The sequence below is a fragment of the Ferrovibrio sp. genome (genome assembly GCF_046297595.1).
Lineage (GTDB): Bacteria > Pseudomonadota > Alphaproteobacteria > Ferrovibrionales > Ferrovibrionaceae > Ferrovibrio.
In genome coordinates this window covers 774767-791057 of record NZ_JBKBHT010000001.1, presented here as the reverse complement: position 1 = coordinate 791057, position 16291 = coordinate 774767, and the positions used below count along the sequence as shown (strand labels likewise).

14 protein-coding genes are annotated in these 16291 nt (G+C 61.5%); 9 read left to right on the top strand and 5 right to left on the bottom strand.

What is annotated here, in order from left to right; all coding sequences use genetic code 11:
• The gene (zigA, locus tag ACK4FJ_RS03960; protein ID WP_409764350.1) at positions 1 to 1221 is read right to left on the bottom strand and encodes a zinc metallochaperone GTPase ZigA; all 1221 of its coding nucleotides are present in this window, start codon (positions 1219 to 1221) and stop codon (positions 1 to 3) included.
• A gap of 156 nt (positions 1222 to 1377) precedes the next feature.
• Between zigA and ACK4FJ_RS03955 the strand changes: the two genes are divergently transcribed.
• Positions 1378 to 2397, top strand: coding sequence for a hypothetical protein (locus tag ACK4FJ_RS03955; protein WP_409764347.1), 1020 nt, complete (start codon positions 1378 to 1380; stop codon positions 2395 to 2397).
• A gap of 38 nt (positions 2398 to 2435) precedes the next feature.
• Positions 2436 to 2948, top strand: coding sequence for a L,D-transpeptidase (locus ACK4FJ_RS03950; RefSeq protein ID WP_409764344.1), 513 nt, complete (start codon positions 2436 to 2438; stop codon positions 2946 to 2948).
• On the opposite strand, the gene ACK4FJ_RS03945 is transcribed toward ACK4FJ_RS03950, so the two are convergent.
• Positions 2935 to 3882, bottom strand: coding sequence for an alpha/beta fold hydrolase (locus ACK4FJ_RS03945; RefSeq protein WP_409764341.1), 948 nt, complete (start codon positions 3880 to 3882; stop codon positions 2935 to 2937). The two genes, ACK4FJ_RS03950 and ACK4FJ_RS03945, sit on opposite strands and share 14 nt — an antisense overlap.
• Positions 3883 to 4022: 140 nt before the next feature.
• On the opposite strand from ACK4FJ_RS03945, the gene ACK4FJ_RS03940 reads away from it, so the two are divergent.
• The 6 genes from ACK4FJ_RS03940 to ACK4FJ_RS03915 all read left to right on the top strand — a co-directional run bounded on the left by ACK4FJ_RS03940 (position 4023) and on the right by ACK4FJ_RS03915 (position 12647).
• Positions 4023 to 5009, top strand: coding sequence for an NAD(P)H-dependent flavin oxidoreductase (locus tag ACK4FJ_RS03940; protein WP_409764338.1), 987 nt, complete (start codon positions 4023 to 4025; stop codon positions 5007 to 5009).
• A gap of 114 nt (positions 5010 to 5123) precedes the next feature.
• Entirely contained in the window at positions 5124 to 7025 is a 1902-nt protein-coding gene (locus ACK4FJ_RS03935; RefSeq protein ID WP_409764335.1) for a propionyl-CoA synthetase, read from the top strand.
• Positions 7026 to 7028: 3 nt separating this feature from the next.
• The gene (locus ACK4FJ_RS03930; RefSeq protein WP_409764332.1) at positions 7029 to 8408 is read left to right on the top strand and encodes an AmpG family muropeptide MFS transporter; all 1380 of its coding nucleotides are present in this window, start codon (positions 7029 to 7031) and stop codon (positions 8406 to 8408) included.
• Positions 8409 to 8568: 160 nt separating this feature from the next.
• Complete coding sequence (locus tag ACK4FJ_RS03925; protein WP_409764329.1) at positions 8569 to 9444, top strand: GNAT family N-acetyltransferase; 876 nt, start codon at positions 8569 to 8571, stop codon at positions 9442 to 9444.
• Between the two features lie 109 nt (positions 9445 to 9553).
• Entirely contained in the window at positions 9554 to 11089 is a 1536-nt protein-coding gene (locus ACK4FJ_RS03920; RefSeq protein ID WP_409764326.1) for an acyl-CoA synthetase, read from the top strand.
• A 1-nt stretch (position 11090) separates the two neighbouring features.
• The gene (locus tag ACK4FJ_RS03915; protein ID WP_409764323.1) at positions 11091 to 12647 is read left to right on the top strand and encodes an acyl-CoA synthetase; all 1557 of its coding nucleotides are present in this window, start codon (positions 11091 to 11093) and stop codon (positions 12645 to 12647) included.
• On the opposite strand, the gene ACK4FJ_RS03910 is transcribed toward ACK4FJ_RS03915, so the two are convergent.
• Positions 12644 to 13666, bottom strand: coding sequence for an NAD(P)/FAD-dependent oxidoreductase (locus ACK4FJ_RS03910; protein ID WP_409764320.1), 1023 nt, complete (start codon positions 13664 to 13666; stop codon positions 12644 to 12646). The genes ACK4FJ_RS03915 and ACK4FJ_RS03910 overlap by 4 nt on opposite strands.
• Before the next feature lie 129 nt (positions 13667 to 13795).
• Positions 13796 to 14407 (bottom strand): pyridoxamine 5'-phosphate oxidase family protein, encoded by a 612-nt coding sequence (locus tag ACK4FJ_RS03905; protein WP_409764318.1) that lies wholly within the window; start codon positions 14405 to 14407, stop codon positions 13796 to 13798.
• Positions 14408 to 14653: 246 nt separating this feature from the next.
• On the opposite strand from ACK4FJ_RS03905, the gene ACK4FJ_RS03900 reads away from it, so the two are divergent.
• A complete protein-coding gene (locus ACK4FJ_RS03900) occupies positions 14654 to 15124 on the top strand; it encodes a PAS domain-containing protein (protein WP_409764315.1) in 471 nt (156 codons plus the stop codon).
• Between the two features lie 8 nt (positions 15125 to 15132).
• Here ACK4FJ_RS03900 and ACK4FJ_RS03895 read toward each other — a convergent pair whose 3' ends face one another.
• Positions 15133 to 16131, bottom strand: coding sequence for a zinc-dependent alcohol dehydrogenase family protein (locus ACK4FJ_RS03895; RefSeq protein WP_409764313.1), 999 nt, complete (start codon positions 16129 to 16131; stop codon positions 15133 to 15135).
• Between the last annotated feature and the right edge of the window lie 160 nt (positions 16132 to 16291).

Sequence of the window (16291 nt, the reverse complement as noted above, 5' to 3'; positions counted from 1 at the left end):
TTACTCAGCCGCTGCTGTCTGGTCGGACCAACGCGGGAAGGGATCCGGCAGCGAATGCCAGGATTCGGGTCCACCTGTCATTTCTGCATCTGTCAGCAGGCAGGCATCGAAGCCTGCAGTCAAGGCAACACGATCCATGCCTGCACCGATCAGCACAATTTCCTGGCGACGGTCGCCATAGGGTTTCTGCCAGACCTGCTTGATGCCGGTTTGCCAGTCGGGATGATCGGGCCAATGTTGCTTGGGGATCGCGGCCCACCACAAACCTGCTTTTTCATGCCGGGTGACGGCGCCAGCTTGGGACCAAGAGCCAACAAAAGCCATTCTGGTGGCAAGCCAGAAAAAGCCTTTCGAGCGCCACACATTCGGCCATTCCTGGTTCAGCCAGTTCATCAGCCGCTGTGGATGGAAAGGGCGACGGGCACGATAGACGAAGTTGCGGATGCCGTATTCTTCGGTTTCCGGCAGGTTCTGACCCAACAGGGCCTGTTGCCAGCCAGGCAGGGCCTGTACATGTTCGGGGTTATAGCGGCTGGTATCTAGAACTTGACTGAGCGGAACCCGCCCGAATTCCGCACGCAGGATGGCTGCATGGGGATTGAAGGTGCGGATCAGGCCTTCCAGGAAGCCAATCTCCTGTGGTGCGACCAGATCGGTCTTGTTGAGGATGATGGTGTCGGCGCATTCCATCTGTTCGACCAGCAGGTCGACCACCGTGCGGTTGTCTTCGTCGCCCAAGGACTCACCGCGATCACGCAGGAAGTCCGTTGATCCATAATCGCGCAGGAAATTATAGGCGTCGACTAGCGTTACCATGGTATCCAGCCGTGCAATATCGCTAAGGCTGAAGCCGTTTTCGTCGCGGAAATCGAAAGTGGCCGCCACGGGCATCGGTTCGGCAATGCCTGTCGATTCGATCAGCAGGTAATCGAAACGGCCTTCACCTGCCAGCCGGCGGACCTCTTTCAACAGATCGTCGCGTAGCGTGCAGCAAATGCAGCCATTCGACATCTCGACGAGCTTTTCCTCGGTCCGGCTTAACCCCGCATTGCCTTCGCGAACCAGGGCGGCATCGATATTCACTTCGCTCATGTCATTGACGATGACCGCAACACGCTTGCCCTCCCGGTTTCCCAGGATGTGGTTCAGCAGCGTGGTTTTCCCGGCGCCCAGGAAACCGGAAAGCAGCGTGACGGGTAGACGGTCGTGCGAGTGAGGCATATTGATATGTTATAAAATAACAAATTCAGTCGGCAAGATGCAGGCCGCGCACCCGGCAGATTTTGCCGACTCGACATCGCTCTTTTCTTAAATACACGAAATAACAAGGAAATATTTTGGCACGTGGCTTGCGGGGTCCTACCTGAAAGGACCCGCATGTCTGAAGATTTCGCCATTGCTTCGCTCCCGTCCGCCGGGATGCAACCCAAGCCGCAGGCCAAACAGGCCGAGGCGGTGGGCGATGGCGAGGCGCGCGAACGGCGCGGCATGTTTGGATCTGGCGGGTTCAAGTTTGCCGATTTCCTCGACATCATCAATCCGCTGCAGCACATCCCGATCGTCTCGACCATTTACCGCGCCATCACCGGCGATCAGATCGAGGCTGGTTCACGCATGGCCGGCGGTGCGCTGTTTGGCGGCCCGATCGGCCTGGCCGTCTCGGTGGTCAGCGCCATGGTCAACGAAAGCACCGGCAAGGACCCGGGCGAGCATGCCATGGCGATGCTGGGCATCGACCTGGGTGGCAAGGAACAGCCGGCCACGGCTGTTGCCGAAAACGATGCAGCCCCGACTGGTCAGCCAGCCGAGCAAGAGGCTGCCCAACAACAAGCCGCCATGATTCAGGCGCAGATGCAGGCCCCACGCCCAGATATGCGCCCCGACCTGCGCCTGGCCGCCCGTATGGATGATCGCCGTAACGAGCAACAGCCTGAGTTGGGCAAATCGGCTGATGCCAAATCCGCCATCGAATTGCCCAGCGACCTGTTCCAGGCTCTGAAGCAGCAAGCCGCAGCCCAGGCTGTGCCGGTCGGTCCGGCCCTGGAAGCCATCGCCGCGGCCCAGGCACGCAACCCGCTGGCGGCTGCGCGCGGCCGGACGCAGCCAACGATCGTCAATTCTTCCGCGCCAGAGATGGTCGATGGCCGGACCTGGTTTCCGGCTTTCCCATCCAATGCGCCGGCCCCCGGCCGCGCCGTCGGCTCCTCCCCGATTACACAACAGAATGTGGCGACGAAATATGACGCCAAGCTTTCGTCGCAGCAGCTTCACGGGCAGCCTCCATCGAACAACGACTGGGCCAACCGGGCGGCCGAGGCCTATCAGAAATATTTCGACATGCAGCAGCAGCGCGATCGCCAACGCCCGGCGCAGCCCGCGCTGGATGCCACATACTGAGGCTTGCATAACCGGCTGCTTTGCCGCCTGATCCCGGCATGAACGATATCGTCGTCACGTCCGATGGTTTTCTGAAGCATGGCGGTCTGCAATTCCGCTGCGCGCTGGGCAAGGGGGGCGTGAAACCCGAGGCCGACAAGCGCGAGGGCGATGGCGCCACGCCGCTTGGCCGGTATGTCCTGCGGCAGATTTATTATCGCGCCGATCGTATGGCCGCCCCGCAGACACGGTTGCCGGTCCAGGCGCTGACGCCACAGGATGGCTGGTGCGACGATCCCGCCGATCCGGCCTATAATCGCCATGTCTTGCTGCCCTATGCCGCCAGCCACGAGAAACTTTGGCGCGATGACCACGTCTACGACGTGATCGTGGTGCTGGGGCACAACGACGATCCGCCCGTGCCCGGCATGGGCAGTGCAATTTTCCTGCACCTGGCGCGACCGGATTACAGCAGCACCGAGGGTTGTGTTGCGCTGGCGCTATCCGATCTGCTGGCGCTACTGGCCGTTCTGCCGACGAATGCAGCGATGCAGATCATCAGCGCGGATTGAAGCCGGCGCGGAGTGCCGCTCGGTCGATAACCTGCAATACGACTGCGGGCCGTGAGAAATGCAGGGGATGGCCGCCGCCTAACGTCACTGTCAGGGTCGCGCCGGGAATTTCCCGCGCCAGTCTGCGGCCATGGATGACCGGTGATACCGACGGATCCTCCTCATCCACGACGATCTCAACCGGCAGGCGCAATGAAGGATAGAGTTGAGCCTGCCTGCGCAGGAATCCGTCCAGTTCGCGGATGTCCTCGGCATTGGCGGCGTAGCTGTCGGGCCGCAGGCTGAGCGCCAGCGGCGCCTGCTCAAAAGCGGGCGGTACTCCGCCGGGGCGAAACACGCGTTCGGTTCCGGCATCCTTCAGCAGATGCCCTAGCGGTGTGACGAGGGTGTATTTCACTGCCGGACCCAACAGGGGCGCATCGGTCAGGCCAAATGGCATCGCCGGCAGGCTGCGCCATGGATGCGTGGCCGGATTGATCAGTACGAGCGCGGCGGTGTCGCCAGGGTATTGCAGGGCGTAGCTCAGCGCCACCGCGCCGCCATAGGAAAAACCGAGCAGGATGGGGCGGCGGATTCCAAGTTCCTCAAGGGCGGCATGCAGTGCGCGCGCCTGATGATGGGGTGTCGAGGCATCCCCGCGTTCGGAATAGCCGTGGCCGGGCCGGTCCACGGCCACGGCATGGAAGCGGTCTTCCACCAGCGGCATCAGGCTGACGGCGAAATCCTGCGCAGCGCCATAGGCGCCGTGGATCATCACCAGGGTCGGCCGGCCATCCTCATTGCGGCCGCCTTCGATCACATGCTGCTGCAGGCCGGCGGCGGCGATAATGCGGCCGGCGGGTGGGAAATCCGCTTCGGCCTGGCGGGTCAGGTGTGCCGTGGTCGCGCCCAGCCCGAACAGGGCGAAGCCGACCAGGATCAGGGCGGTTACCATGGCGATCCTGCAGTGAGGTTGGTTTTACAGGCTTACGCAGCGCAACGCTGCCCGGATGATTGCCGCAGGGTAAACATGGCGTGATTGCGAAAGGCGTGGCGGCTGCCTAATCTGCCGGCACAGTATTCCTGGAGGAAACCATGGCATTGCCTGCCGTCGTCAAAGGTCGTCTCAGCCTGCCGGTGATCGCGTCGCCGATGTTCATCGTCTCGGGACCCGAGCTGGTAATCGCCCAGTGCAAGGCCGGTATCGTCGGCTCGTTTCCGGCGCTGAATGCGCGCCCGGCAGAGATGCTGGAAGAATGGCTCAAGCGCATCACAACCGAACTGGACGAATACCGTACCCAGAACCCCGATAAGCCGGTGGCGCCCTATGCTGTCAACCAGATTGTGCATCATTCCAACGACCGCCTGATGCACGACATGGAAGTCTGCGTCAAATACAAGGTTCCGATCATCATCACCAGTCTGCGGGCACCGAACGAAGTGGTGGAAGCGGTACATTCCTATGGCGGCATCGTGATGCATGACGTGATCAATATCCGCCATGCCAAGAAGGCGTTGGAAGCCGGTGTGGACGGCCTGATCCTGGTCTGCGCCGGTGCGGGCGGCCATGCGGGCACGCTCAGCCCGTTTGCGCTGGTCTCGGAGGTGCGCGAGTTCTTCGATGGGCCGATCGCTCTGTCGGGCTCGATCACCAGGGGCAACCAGGTTCTGGCCGCGCAGGCCATGGGCGCGGACTTCGCCTATATCGGCACGCGTTTCATCGCCACCCAGGAAGCCAACGCGGTGCCGGAATACAAACAGATGCTGGTCGATACCGCGGCGAACGACATCGTCTATTCTTCGCTGTTCACCGGCGTGCATGGCAATTACCTGAAACCCAGCATCGTCAATGCCGGCCTCGACCCTGACAACTTGCCCGAGGCTGACAAGAACACCATGAGTTTCGGTTCGGGGGGCAGTTCGAAATCCAAGGCCTGGCGCGACATCTGGGGCGCCGGACAGGGCGTGGGTTCGATCAAGGATGTGCCGAGCGTGGCTGACCTCGTGGCCCGACTGAAGCGGGAGTATGATGGGGCCAAGGCTGAACTGCTCAGCGATGCCAAGGCTCAGGCTGCGGAATAGCCGTTCTGCGGAACAAGCGGCCGTACCGCCTCGGTTCTTAGACGAGAGTCTTATTCAGCCCCCGTCCGGTCTGGTATAGATCGACGGCCAGAATAAGACAGTCGGGAGGAACAGATGGCGAGTCGCTATGAACAGGTCTTTGCCGCGGCCAAAGCCGATCCGGAAGCTTTCTGGGCCGAGGCGGCCGCGCCGCTGCACTGGTTCAGGAAATGGGACCGCGTGCTGGATGCCTCCAATCCGCCTTTCTATCGGTGGTTTGCCGGCGCCGAAACGAATACCTGCTACAATGCGCTCGACCGCCATATCGAGGCGGGCCATGGCGATCGCGTCGCCCTGATCTACGACTCCCCGGTTACAAGTACCGTCCGCCGTTTCACCACCCGCGAGTTGCGCGACCGTGTTGCCCGTCTGGCCGGTGCTCTGACCGCTTTGGGTGTTGCCAAGGGCGACCGTGTCATCATCTACATGTCGATGACGCCAGAGGCCGTCATGGCCATGCTGGCCTGCGCGCGCATCGGCGCGATCCATTCTGTGGTGTTCGGTGGCTTTGCGCCGCGTGAACTTGCTACCCGCATCGACGATGCCAAGCCGAAGCTGATCATTGCATCTTCCTGCGGCCTGGAGCCCGGTCGTGTGGTGGAATACAAGCCGCTGCTCGATCAGGCCATCGAGATGGCAACGCATAAGCCTCAGCATTGTCTGGTTCACCAGCGCCAGATGTATCAGGGGCCGATGACCGCCGGCCGCGACCTCGATTTCGATGCCGAAGCCGACAGGGCCGCGCCAGCCGATTGCGTGCCGGTGAAAGCCACCGACCCGCTCTATGTGCTCTATACTTCGGGCACCACGGGTATTCCCAAGGGTGTGGTGCGCCATAACGGCGGCCATATGGTGGCACTGCACTGGTCGATGCAGAATGTCTATGGCATGAAACCGGGCGAGGTATTCTGGGCCGCGTCCGATGTGGGCTGGGTGGTCGGGCATTCCTATATAGTCTATGCGCCGCTGCTGTTCGGCTGCACGACCGTGCTTTATGAAGGCAAGCCGGTCGGCACTCCCGATGCCGGCGCTTATTGGCGTGTGATCGAGCAGCACAAGGTGTCGGTGCTGTTCACCGCGCCGACAGCCTTCCGCGCCATCAAGAAGGAAGATCCGAAAGCCGAACTGATCGGTAAATACGATCTCTCCGGTTTTCGTACCCTGTTCCTAGCGGGTGAACGAGCCGATCCCGATACGGTGAAATGGGCGGAAGATAATCTCAAGCGGCCGGTGATCGACCATTGGTGGCAGACCGAGACCGGCTGGCCGGTGGCGTCCAACTGCATGGGCATAGAGCAACTGCCGGTCAAGCATGGCTCGCCCACACGGGTCGTGCCGGGTTATGACGTTCAGGTGGTGGACGATGACGGCCATCCGGTGAAGGCCGGCGATATCGGCAATATCGTGATCAAACTGCCGTTGCCACCGGGTTGCCTGCCCACATTGTGGAACAACGACGAGGGCTTCAAGAAAAGCTACCTCACGCGTTTTCCCGGCTATTACAATACCGGCGATGCCGGTTTCATCGATGAGGACGGTTATATCTTCATCATGAGCCGTACGGACGACATCATCAACGTGGCGGGGCATCGCCTGTCCACCGGAGGCATGGAAGAAGTGCTGGCCTCGCATCCCGATGTGGCCGAATGCGCCGTGGTTGGCGTGGCCGACCAACTGAAAGGCCAGGTGCCTCTCGGTTTCGTCGTGCTCAAGGCCGGCGTTACCCGACCGGAGGATCAGATTCTGCGCGAGCTGGTGCAGTTGGTGCGCGAGAAGATCGGGCCGGTGGCCGCCTTCAAGCAGGCCGTGGTGGTGAAACGGTTGCCGAAAACACGTTCCGGAAAGATACTGCGTGGCACGATGCAAAAGATTGCCGACGCGCAGGAATACCGCATGCCCGCCACCATCGACGACCCCGCCATTCTGGGTGAGATCGGTGAGGCGCTGCAGCCGCTCGGCTATGCCAAGCCGCACTAGTCCGTGACGGCCGTCTCTCGCCTGCGTGACTGGCTGGCGGCCTTTGCGGTCTATCGCGACCGACGGGTGTTGGCGATTGCGGTGCTTGGCTTCGCGTCCGGCCTGCCGCTGGCGCTGACCGGTCAGACCCTGCAGGCGTGGCTGACCGAATCGGGCGCTTCGCTGAAAGATATCGGCCTTTTCGCCCTGGTCGGTGTGCCCTACACGCTGAAATTCATCTGGGCACCGCTGGTCGACCGCCTGCCGCTGCCGCTGCTGACCCGCTGGCTGGGTCGGCGGCGCGGCTGGCTGGTTTTTGCGCAGGCCCTGCTGATGCTTGCCATCACCGCGCTGGCTTTCAGCAATCCGGGGCAGGCGCTCGCCTTCACCGCCCTCTGCGCCGTGGCCGTGGCCTTCGCTTCCGCCACGCAGGACATCGTGATCGATGCCTGGCGTGTGGAGATCCTGGAGGAGCGCCAGCTGGCCGCCGGCGCTGCTGCCATCGTGTTCGGCTACCGCATCGGCATGCTGGTCTCTTCGGCCGGTGCGCTGTACCTCGCCACGGTTTTCGCCTGGCCGCTGGTCTATCTGGCCATGGCGGCAATCCTGGTGATTGGCGCGGTCACCGTGTTGCTGGTTGGGGAACCGGCGGCAAAGCCATGTGGCGATGCCGAACGCCGCTTTGCCGAAGCCGAATCCTGGCTGTCCGTGCGCCCGCATCTGTCTGGCACAACGGCCGCCGTGATGGCGTGGCTCTATGCCAGCGTCGCCGGTCCCTTCCTGCAGTTCATGAGCCGCAAGGGTTGGATCGGTATCCTGCTATTCGTGATGCTGTTCAAACTGGGCGACAGCCTCGCGGGTGTGCTGGCCACCAGTTTCTATCTCAATCTTGGTTTCACCAAAGCCGAGATTGCGGAGGTAAGCAAACTCTACGGTTTCGCCGCCACCATGCTAGGGTTGTTTCTCGGTGGCTGGCTAATGCAAGCCGTTGGACTGTACCGCGCGCTGTGGGTCTGCGGCATCCTGCAGATGGGCTCCAACCTGTTGTTCGCCGTGCTGGCGATGCGCGGCCATGACCTGTGGTTTCTGGCGCTGACGGTCGGCGTCGAGAACCTCGCCAGTGGCATGGGCACTGCCGCCCTGGTCGCCTATCTCTCGGCGCTCTGCGACATCGCCTATACCGCCACGCAATATGCATTGCTGTCCTCGCTTACCGCCGTGGCCCGCACGGTGTTGTCGTCCTATGCCGGCTTCATGGCCGAATCGCTTGGCTGGCCAGTATTTTTCCTTGCTACCACGGTGGCCGCGTTGCCGGGGCTGATCTTGCTGGCCTGGCTGACACGGCGCGGCGCGGCCACGCGAATCGTGGAAAAACGCCCCGGAATTGTTCTGGCGGAAGACTGACCTTTTTTGCGGAATGTCTCGGCTTGGTATCGTTGGAATACCCAGATATGGGGCAGCTTGATCGATCCGACCCACAACATATTTTATTGCGGACGCGTTTTAGTATATGTGTCATATATTTGACACCATTGCGTCACGTAGTAGCGCCATAGTCGGATTTATGAACATGCAACTGCCGCTCTCCGTTCCCACGCTCGTCCCTCCCGCGCGCAATCCGCGCAGCGGCTGGCAATGCGTGTCCGCCGATGGCCGTTTCGAGGTGCGTCTGACCCGCAGCCCGGAAGACATCGCGGCGGCACAGCGGCTGCGTTACCAGGTGTTTTACGAAGAGATGGCGGCCGAGCCGTCGCCCGAGATGGCGAAGCTGGGGTTGGATTTTGACCAGTTCGACCGCCTGTGTGACCACCTGATGGTGTTCGACCGCACCCGTCCGGAAGGGGAACAGGCCGTCGGCACCTATCGCCTGCTGCGCCGTAGCATGGCCGAGATGCATGGCGGCTTCTATTCGGCCTCGGAATACGACCTGAAGCCGATGCTGGATTATGTCGGGACCAGCGGCGGGCTGCTCGAACTCGGCCGCTCCTGCGTGCATCGCGACTATCGCACCAATGCCACGATCCAGCTGCTGTGGCGCGGCATCTCGACCTATGTGTCGGACCACAATATCAGCTTCATGTTTGGCTGCGCGTCTTTCCCTGGCGTCAATCCGCTGGATCATGCCCTGGCGCTCAGTTACCTGTATGCCAATCATCTGCCGCCGCAGGAATGGCGCGTGCGCGCCTTGCCCGAGCGGTATGTGTCGATGGACCTGATGCCGGCCGACCAGATCAATCCACGCGCCGCCCTGCACGCCCTGCCGCCGCTGATCAAGGCTTACCTGCGGCTGGGCGCCTATATCGGCGATGGCGCCGTGGTCGACCACCAGTTCGGCACCACGGATGTGTTCATCCTGCTGCCGGTCGAGCGGATCGCACCGAAATACCAGAATCGGTTCTCGCCGGACGAGGGCCTGGTGCAAACCGAATACCACGCCTGAACGGCGGACAATCCCGATTTTGATCAGGCGGCGCCGGTTGTCGGCGCCGCTTTTGTTTGCGTAACATCGTGCCCTGAGGAAACGACCGGTAAAGAACGGCGGGACGGGCATGAATATCGCGCATCTGCTGCATCGGGCGGCCAGTGTCTGGGGCGAGCGCCCGGCACTGTCGGTCGGCCGCGAGGTCAGGCTGACCTATTCGGATATGGGGCGCCGCGCGCCGCGCCTGGCTGCAGGGCTGATGGCGACGGGCAAGCTCAAATCCGGCGATCGCGTCGCCATCGTAATGAAGAACAACCCCGATTACTGGGAGGTTTTGTTCGCGCTCTGGCATGCCGGGCTGGCCGCAGTGCCGATCAATGCCAAGTTGCACGTCCGGGAGGCTGCCTGGATCATCGACAACGCCCAGGCGAAGCTGGCCGTTGTCTCGGCGGCCTTCGCGGAAGATCTTCTGGCTCTGAAATCCGAAATGCCGGAGCTGCAGCGGATCATCGTGGCTGAGGAGGCGGAATTCGCCAGTCTTTACTCCGCCGAGCCGCTGCCGCTGGCAACTGAAATCCGGCCCGACCATCTGGCCTGGCTGTTCTACACCTCGGGTACCACCGGGCGGCCCAAGGGCGCGATGCTCACCCATCGCAACCTGATGGTTGCCACGATGAACTATTTCGCCGATGTGGACCGTGTCGATCCCACCGACTGCATTATCCACTGCGCACCAATCAGCCATGGTTCGGGCATGTATGGTCTGCCGCACCTGGCACGGGGTGCCAACCAGGTGATCCCAGAATCCGGCGGTTTCGATCCAGCCGAGACGCTGGATCTGATCGCGCATTGGCCGGGCTGCAGCTTTTTCTTCGCACCGACCATGGTGCACCGCCTGATCCATGCCCCGCAGATTGTGGGCGCTGACACATCGAACCTGAAAACCATCGTTTATGGCGGTGGCCCGATGTATGTGGCGGACCTGCAGCAGGCCATGGCGGTGTTAGGACCCAAGCTGGCGCAGATTTATGGCCAGGGCGAAGCGCCGATGACCATCACCGGCATGGACAAGCAGATGCATGTCGATACCGGGCATCCGCGCCATCTGGCTCGCCTGGGGTCGGCTGGTGTCGCACGTACTGATGTCGAGGTGCGCGTGGTTGATGCCGATGACAACCCGCTGCCCATGGGCGAGGTCGGCGAGGTCATCTGTCGTGGCGAGATCGTCATGGCCGGATATTGGCGCAATCCGGATGCCACGGCGCAGACCCTGCGCAATGGCTGGCTGCATACCGGCGACATGGGCAGTTTTGATGAGGATGGCTTCCTCACCCTGAAGGATCGTTCGAAGGACATGATCATTTCGGGCGGCAGCAACATCTATCCGCGTGAAGTGGAAGAAGTGCTGCTGCGGCATCCAGATGTCAGCGAGGTTTCGGTGATTGGCAAGCCCCATGCCGACTGGGGTGAAGAAGTGATCGCCTTCGTTGTTGCGCGGCCGGGCGCGGAACTGAATGCCGGTCTGCTGGATCAGATCTGCCTCGATCACATTGCCCGCTTCAAGCGGCCAAAGCAGTATCGTTTTGTCGAGGCTTTGCCGAAGAATAATTACGGCAAGGTGTTGAAGACCGAGCTGCGGTCGTTGTTGCAGGAGGAAGGCTGACGTGACGGGTCTGGTTTACATCAGCGAGCATGCACGCAAGACGCCCGATAAGCCGGCGGTGATCATGGCCAACTCGGGCCGGATCACCACCTTTGGCCAGCTTGAAGAGAATTCCAACCGCGCCGCGCATCTGTTCCGTAGTCTAGGGCTCGGCGCTCGCAGCCATGTGGCGATGGTAATCGAGAATCGGCCGGAATTCTTTGATGCCTGTTTCGGTGCGGATCGCGCCGGCCTGTATTATACGACCATCAGCACCAAGCTGACCGTCGAGGAGCTGGCCTATATCGTCACGGATTCCGGCTCCACCGTACTGCTGGTCAGTGATGCTTTCGCCTCCGTGGCGAGTGACCTACGCCGGCTCTGCCCGCAGGTGAAGCATTTCCTGATGATCGGCGATGTGGCCGACGGCTTCAAGGGCTGGGAGGCGGCACTGGCAACCATGCCTGCGACGCCGGTTCCTGACGAGATGCAGGGCCGTGACATGCTGTATTCCTCTGGCACCACGGGGAAACCCAAGGGCGTGAAGCGGCCGATCAATGGCGATCCGGTCGGCACACGCAGCTATTTCGTCGACAATGGCTACAGCCTTTACGGCTATGGCGAGGGCATGGTCTATCTCTGCCCGGCGCCGCTCTATCATGCCGCGCCGCTGCGCTATTCCATGCTGGTGTCGAAAGTGGGCGGCACGCTGGTGATCATGGAACACTTCGATGCCGAGGAGTCGCTGCGGCTGATCGAAAAGTACCGTGTCACCCATTCCAACTGGGTGCCGACCATGTTCGTACGCATGCTGAAACTCCCGGTGGATATGCGCAATCACTACGATCTTTCATCCCATCGCGTTGCCATTCATGGTGCAGGACCGATCTCGACGGCCACCAAGCAGCAGATGATCGACTGGTGGGGCCCGATTCTGCACGAATACTATGCCGCCTCGGAAGGCAACGGCATGACCTACATCACCAGCCAGGAGTGGCTGACGCATAAGGGGTCGGTCGGCCGCGCCATAATAGGCAAGCTGCATATCGTCGACGACGAGAGCGGTGTGGAACTGCCGGCCGGCCAATCTGGTCTAGTCTATTTCGCCGACGGACAGCCCTTCACATACCACAACGATGAGGCCAAGACACAGCAGGCCTTCAATGCCAAGGGGTGGAGCACGCTGGGCGATGTTGGCTATGTTGACAGCGAAGGCTATCTCTACCTCACTGATCGCAAGGCCTTCATGATCATATCCGGTGGCGTGAACATCTACCCGCAGGAAGCCGAACATGTGCTGATCGAGCATCCCAAGGTCGCCGATGTGGCGGTGATCGGCGTGCCGAACGAAGATTTTGGCGAAGAGGTGAAAGCGGTGGTGCAACCGGTGGACATGACCGAGGCTGGTCCGGCGCTGGCTGAGGAACTGCTGGCTTATTGCCGGCAACACCTAGCCAGCATCAAATGCCCGCGCTCGATCGACTTCGAGGAAGCCCTGCCTAGGCATGCCACCGGGAAGCTGTACAAGCGCCTGATCAAAGACCGCTACTGGGGCAACCGCACCAGCCGTATTGTCTAGGCGCCGGGCTTGCCCTTCGAGGTGGAATATTCGAAATGAAGCGGCTGGCCGCCATGCAGCAGCGGATAGATTGCATGTGCGGCTGAAGCCGCCTCGGCAAAACCGGTGAGGATCAGCTTGAGTTTGCCGGGATAGGCGGCGATATCCCCGATGGCGAAGATGCCGGGCTGCGAGGTCTGGCAGGTCGCCGGATCGACCGGCACATGATGGCGCTCGATTTCAAGACCCCATTGCGCAATGGGGCCGAGTTCGCTGCGCAGCCCGAAGAATGCCAGCAGGGCATCGGCCGGCAGGCGTCGGGTCTCGCCTTCCAGCGACTTCACGATCACGGCCTCTAGGCGGCCGTGATCGCCTTCCAGCGCGTCAAGCTGATAGGGCACCACGATATCAAGGCCCCGGCCGTTCAGGGCACGCAGTTTTGCCACACTGTCAGGCGCGGCACGGAATTGGTCGCGGCGATGCACGAAGTCGATATGGGCAGCGATGCCATGCAGCATCAGCGCCCAGTCCACGGCGGAATCGCCGCCACCGGCAATCACGATGCGCTTGCCCCGATAATCCTCGGCGCGGCGAACAAGGTATTGCACCCCGCCTCCGCCCGGCTGGCCTTCATACCCTTCGATGCCGGGCAGGGGCGGGCGGTTCGGTCCGAAGGCACCGGCACCGGCGGCGATGATCACCGTGCGGGTTTCGATGGTCGTGCCCTTAGAGGTGACGAGGCGGAAGCCCGTATTGCCCGGCTGGCGGTCCAGTTTCTCTACCCGCTGGCCCAGATGATAGACTGGTGCGAATGGCGCGGCTTGCGCTTCCAGGTTCTCGACCAGGCCGGCGCCGGAGATCATCGGGAAGCCGGGAATGTCGTAGATCGGTTTCTCCGGATACAGCGCGCTGCATTGCCCGCCGATGGCATCCAGCGCATCGATCACATGGCATTTCAGGCCTACCATGCCGCATTCGAATACGGCGAACAGGCCAACCGGGCCGGCGCCGATCACGGCGATATCGGTTTTGTGGATCATGGCGGTGACTCGAAAACCAGGACGGAGCATGGTTTTGTAACGTCTGGAGCGTGGGGATACCAGTCGTGCCGGCAAGCCTATGATCGATTATGGCTTTGGGAGCAGCAAAGACGGGCTGACAGGGCGGAGCTACCACATGGTTTGCCGCGCACGGTCGGCCCAAGTGCGGTCGTATTCCTCGCCACCGATACGCTGCTCGCTGAGGGCAGCCAGGATCTGGCCCGGACTGGGCAGACTGTCTTTTGCCAGATGCCGGGACGGGTTCCACAATTCAGCGCGGATCACAGCCCGGGCGCACTGGAAATACACGGCGTCCACCGTGATCACCGCCACTGAGCGCGGTGCTTTTTCCTCCACCGCGAAAGAGGCCAGCAGATCGGGGGCGATGCTTAGCCTGGCGCGGCCGTTCACCCGCAGCGTATTGCCCAGACCGGGCAGCAGGAACAGCAACCCAACGCGCGGATCGCGCATGATGTTGCGCAGGGAATCGATGCGGTTATTGCCACGCCGGTCGGGCAGCAACAGGGTCTTCTCGTCGGCCACCCGCACGCAGCCGGATCGGTCGCCGCGCGGGGAGCAGTCCAACCCCTCCGGCCCGGCCGTGGCCAGGGTCACGAAGGGAGAGGCTTCGATATAGGCCCTGTATTCCGCGCAAATATAGTCGATTTCCTTCACGGTTGAGGTTTCCTGGGGAACGCCATACAGCGCTTCCAGTTCGGCGAGGGAGCTTATGAAGGGCATCGGGCGATCCTGGGCAGGGGAGGCGGGGCGGAACGCACTATGCCCCGGGGAGATTGTGGTGGCCATCGACCTTGGCGGGAAATGTCTGCGGAATTCATTCACAAGGCATTACGGAATCTTTCGTTTCTGGGGAGCAAGATTACCGAATGGTAATTCAGGATTTCCGCCGCCAGGCTGTAAAAATCGCTCCAGTCATGGAACGCGAGCGGCGTTCGGCCGTTTGTGGCATGGGTGCAAGAGTCCTAAATGATCCAGTTCGGGCAGGTATTCGGCAATGGTGGCAAGGCTGGCGCACTCGCGATCAGTCATCCGGCTTTGCGCGCCCTGTATGATCTGTGGCAGACAAAGCGGGGCGACCGGCCGGCACCGGTGCGCGGCGATTTCACGGTCGAGGAACTGCGGCCCTGGCTGGGGCATCTGATGATCATCGACTGCGACGGCGAAGATACCCGCTATCGCCTGTATGGAACCGAGCTGGTGCGCATTTTTGGTTTTGACCTGACCGGTCAGCGCGTGGCCGATTGCGCGTCCCGGATCGGCGACAAGCCGATGTTGGAATATCGCCAGATCATCCGCAGCGGAAAACCGATCTATATTTCGCGCGGCAGTCCCTCGGCACGCGATTATCTGCTGATGGACAAACTCGCTCTGCCTTTGATGGAAGATGGCAGGGTGAACAAGATTCTCGCCGCGATCTATCTCTCCGAAAGCGAATAAACCCGGCCCTAGCGGCCGGGTGTGATCAGGATTTTGCCTTTGCGGCCCTCACGTGCGGCATGGGCCAGCGCATCTCTGATCCGCTCCAACGGGTAGGTCGCTTCCACCGTGACATGGATGGTGCCATCGGCAATCAGCCGCGTGAGGTCGCCATAAACCTTGTGCATTTCATCGGGCCCGGCAGTGGCAAACCAGCGCGCCAGCCAGAAGCCGCGCAGGCTGATGTCACGGAATACCACGTCGCCGGGCGGCATCGCGCAGGGCTGGCCCGACAGCATGCCGTAATTCACCACTACGCCGCCTTCCGCCAGTGATTGCGCCAGCCGGCCGGTAGCCTCGCCGGCTACGGCATCGATGGCGAGTTTCGGCAGAGCGTCGGCACCGGTCAGGGCTTTTACGCGCGTCGGCAAATCTGGGCCGTCGACCAACACGCTGTCGGCGCCCATGGTCCGTAATTCGTCCACGAGCTCCGCCCGACGTACCACATTGATACTGCGCAGGCCGCGGCGCTTGGTCAGCGCGATCACGCTGTGGCCGACGCCGGAATTGGCGGCATTCTGGATCACCCAGTCGCCGCTTTTCAGTTTGGCGAAATTCTGCAGCATCAGCATCGCCGTGGGTGGGTTGACGGTGAGCATGGCGAGCTGCAGTGGATCGACGCCAGACGGCAATGCAAACAGCCTTGCTGCCTTGGCGACCAGGCTACTGCGCCAGTTGCCGCGCCCGGCAAACAGCAGCAGCACGCGGTCGCCCGCCTTTAGATGCGTCACGCCCGTGCCAACTTCGCGCACGATGCCCACACCCTCGCCGCCAGCCATCACTGGCAATGTTGGCTGCACGGCGCCGTATTTGCCCTCGAATTGCAGCAGGTCGGCCGGATTGATCGGCGAAGCTTCTACATCGATCAGCACCTCGCCCTCGTTGGGTGCGGCCAGATCAGGCAACTCGATCAGTTCCGCCACCTCGTGGGCCTTGCCGAATTGCGAATACCGGACGGCTTTGATCATCGTTGTTTTCCTGCGCCTATCGATCCGATTCTGGCGCTGAGTTTAGGCGTGAGCGTATCGAAGAAACCAGCAATGGAAACATAAGGATGAATTACATTTTCGTAACTTATTGATATTAATGAATAAAAACATTCCGATCCGAGAGGGTTTTGTATACGTA

What these genes read in the sequence shown, in the direction of transcription:
- ACK4FJ_RS03945 (WP_409764341.1), bottom strand. Translation starts at nt 3,882, where the DNA reads ATGGTAACCGCCCTGATCCTGGTCGGCTTCGCCCTGTTCGGGCTGGGC.
- ACK4FJ_RS03925 (WP_409764329.1), top strand. Translation starts at nt 8,569, where the DNA reads ATGAACATGCAACTGCCGCTCTCCGTTCCCACGCTCGTCCCTCCCGCG.
- ACK4FJ_RS03935 (WP_409764335.1), top strand. Translation starts at nt 5,124, where the DNA reads ATGGCGAGTCGCTATGAACAGGTCTTTGCCGCGGCCAAAGCCGATCCG.
- ACK4FJ_RS03895 (WP_409764313.1), bottom strand. Translation starts at nt 16,131, where the DNA reads ATGATCAAAGCCGTCCGGTATTCGCAATTCGGCAAGGCCCACGAGGTG.
- ACK4FJ_RS03920 (WP_409764326.1), top strand. Translation starts at nt 9,554, where the DNA reads ATGAATATCGCGCATCTGCTGCATCGGGCGGCCAGTGTCTGGGGCGAG.
- zigA (WP_409764350.1), bottom strand. Translation starts at nt 1,221, where the DNA reads ATGCCTCACTCGCACGACCGTCTACCCGTCACGCTGCTTTCCGGTTTC.
- ACK4FJ_RS03900 (WP_409764315.1), top strand. Translation starts at nt 14,654, where the DNA reads ATGATCCAGTTCGGGCAGGTATTCGGCAATGGTGGCAAGGCTGGCGCA.
- ACK4FJ_RS03905 (WP_409764318.1), bottom strand. Translation starts at nt 14,407, where the DNA reads ATGCCCTTCATAAGCTCCCTCGCCGAACTGGAAGCGCTGTATGGCGTT.
- ACK4FJ_RS03955 (WP_409764347.1), top strand. Translation starts at nt 1,378, where the DNA reads ATGTCTGAAGATTTCGCCATTGCTTCGCTCCCGTCCGCCGGGATGCAA.
- ACK4FJ_RS03950 (WP_409764344.1), top strand. Translation starts at nt 2,436, where the DNA reads ATGAACGATATCGTCGTCACGTCCGATGGTTTTCTGAAGCATGGCGGT.
- ACK4FJ_RS03910 (WP_409764320.1), bottom strand. Translation starts at nt 13,666, where the DNA reads ATGATCCACAAAACCGATATCGCCGTGATCGGCGCCGGCCCGGTTGGC.
- ACK4FJ_RS03940 (WP_409764338.1), top strand. Translation starts at nt 4,023, where the DNA reads ATGGCATTGCCTGCCGTCGTCAAAGGTCGTCTCAGCCTGCCGGTGATC.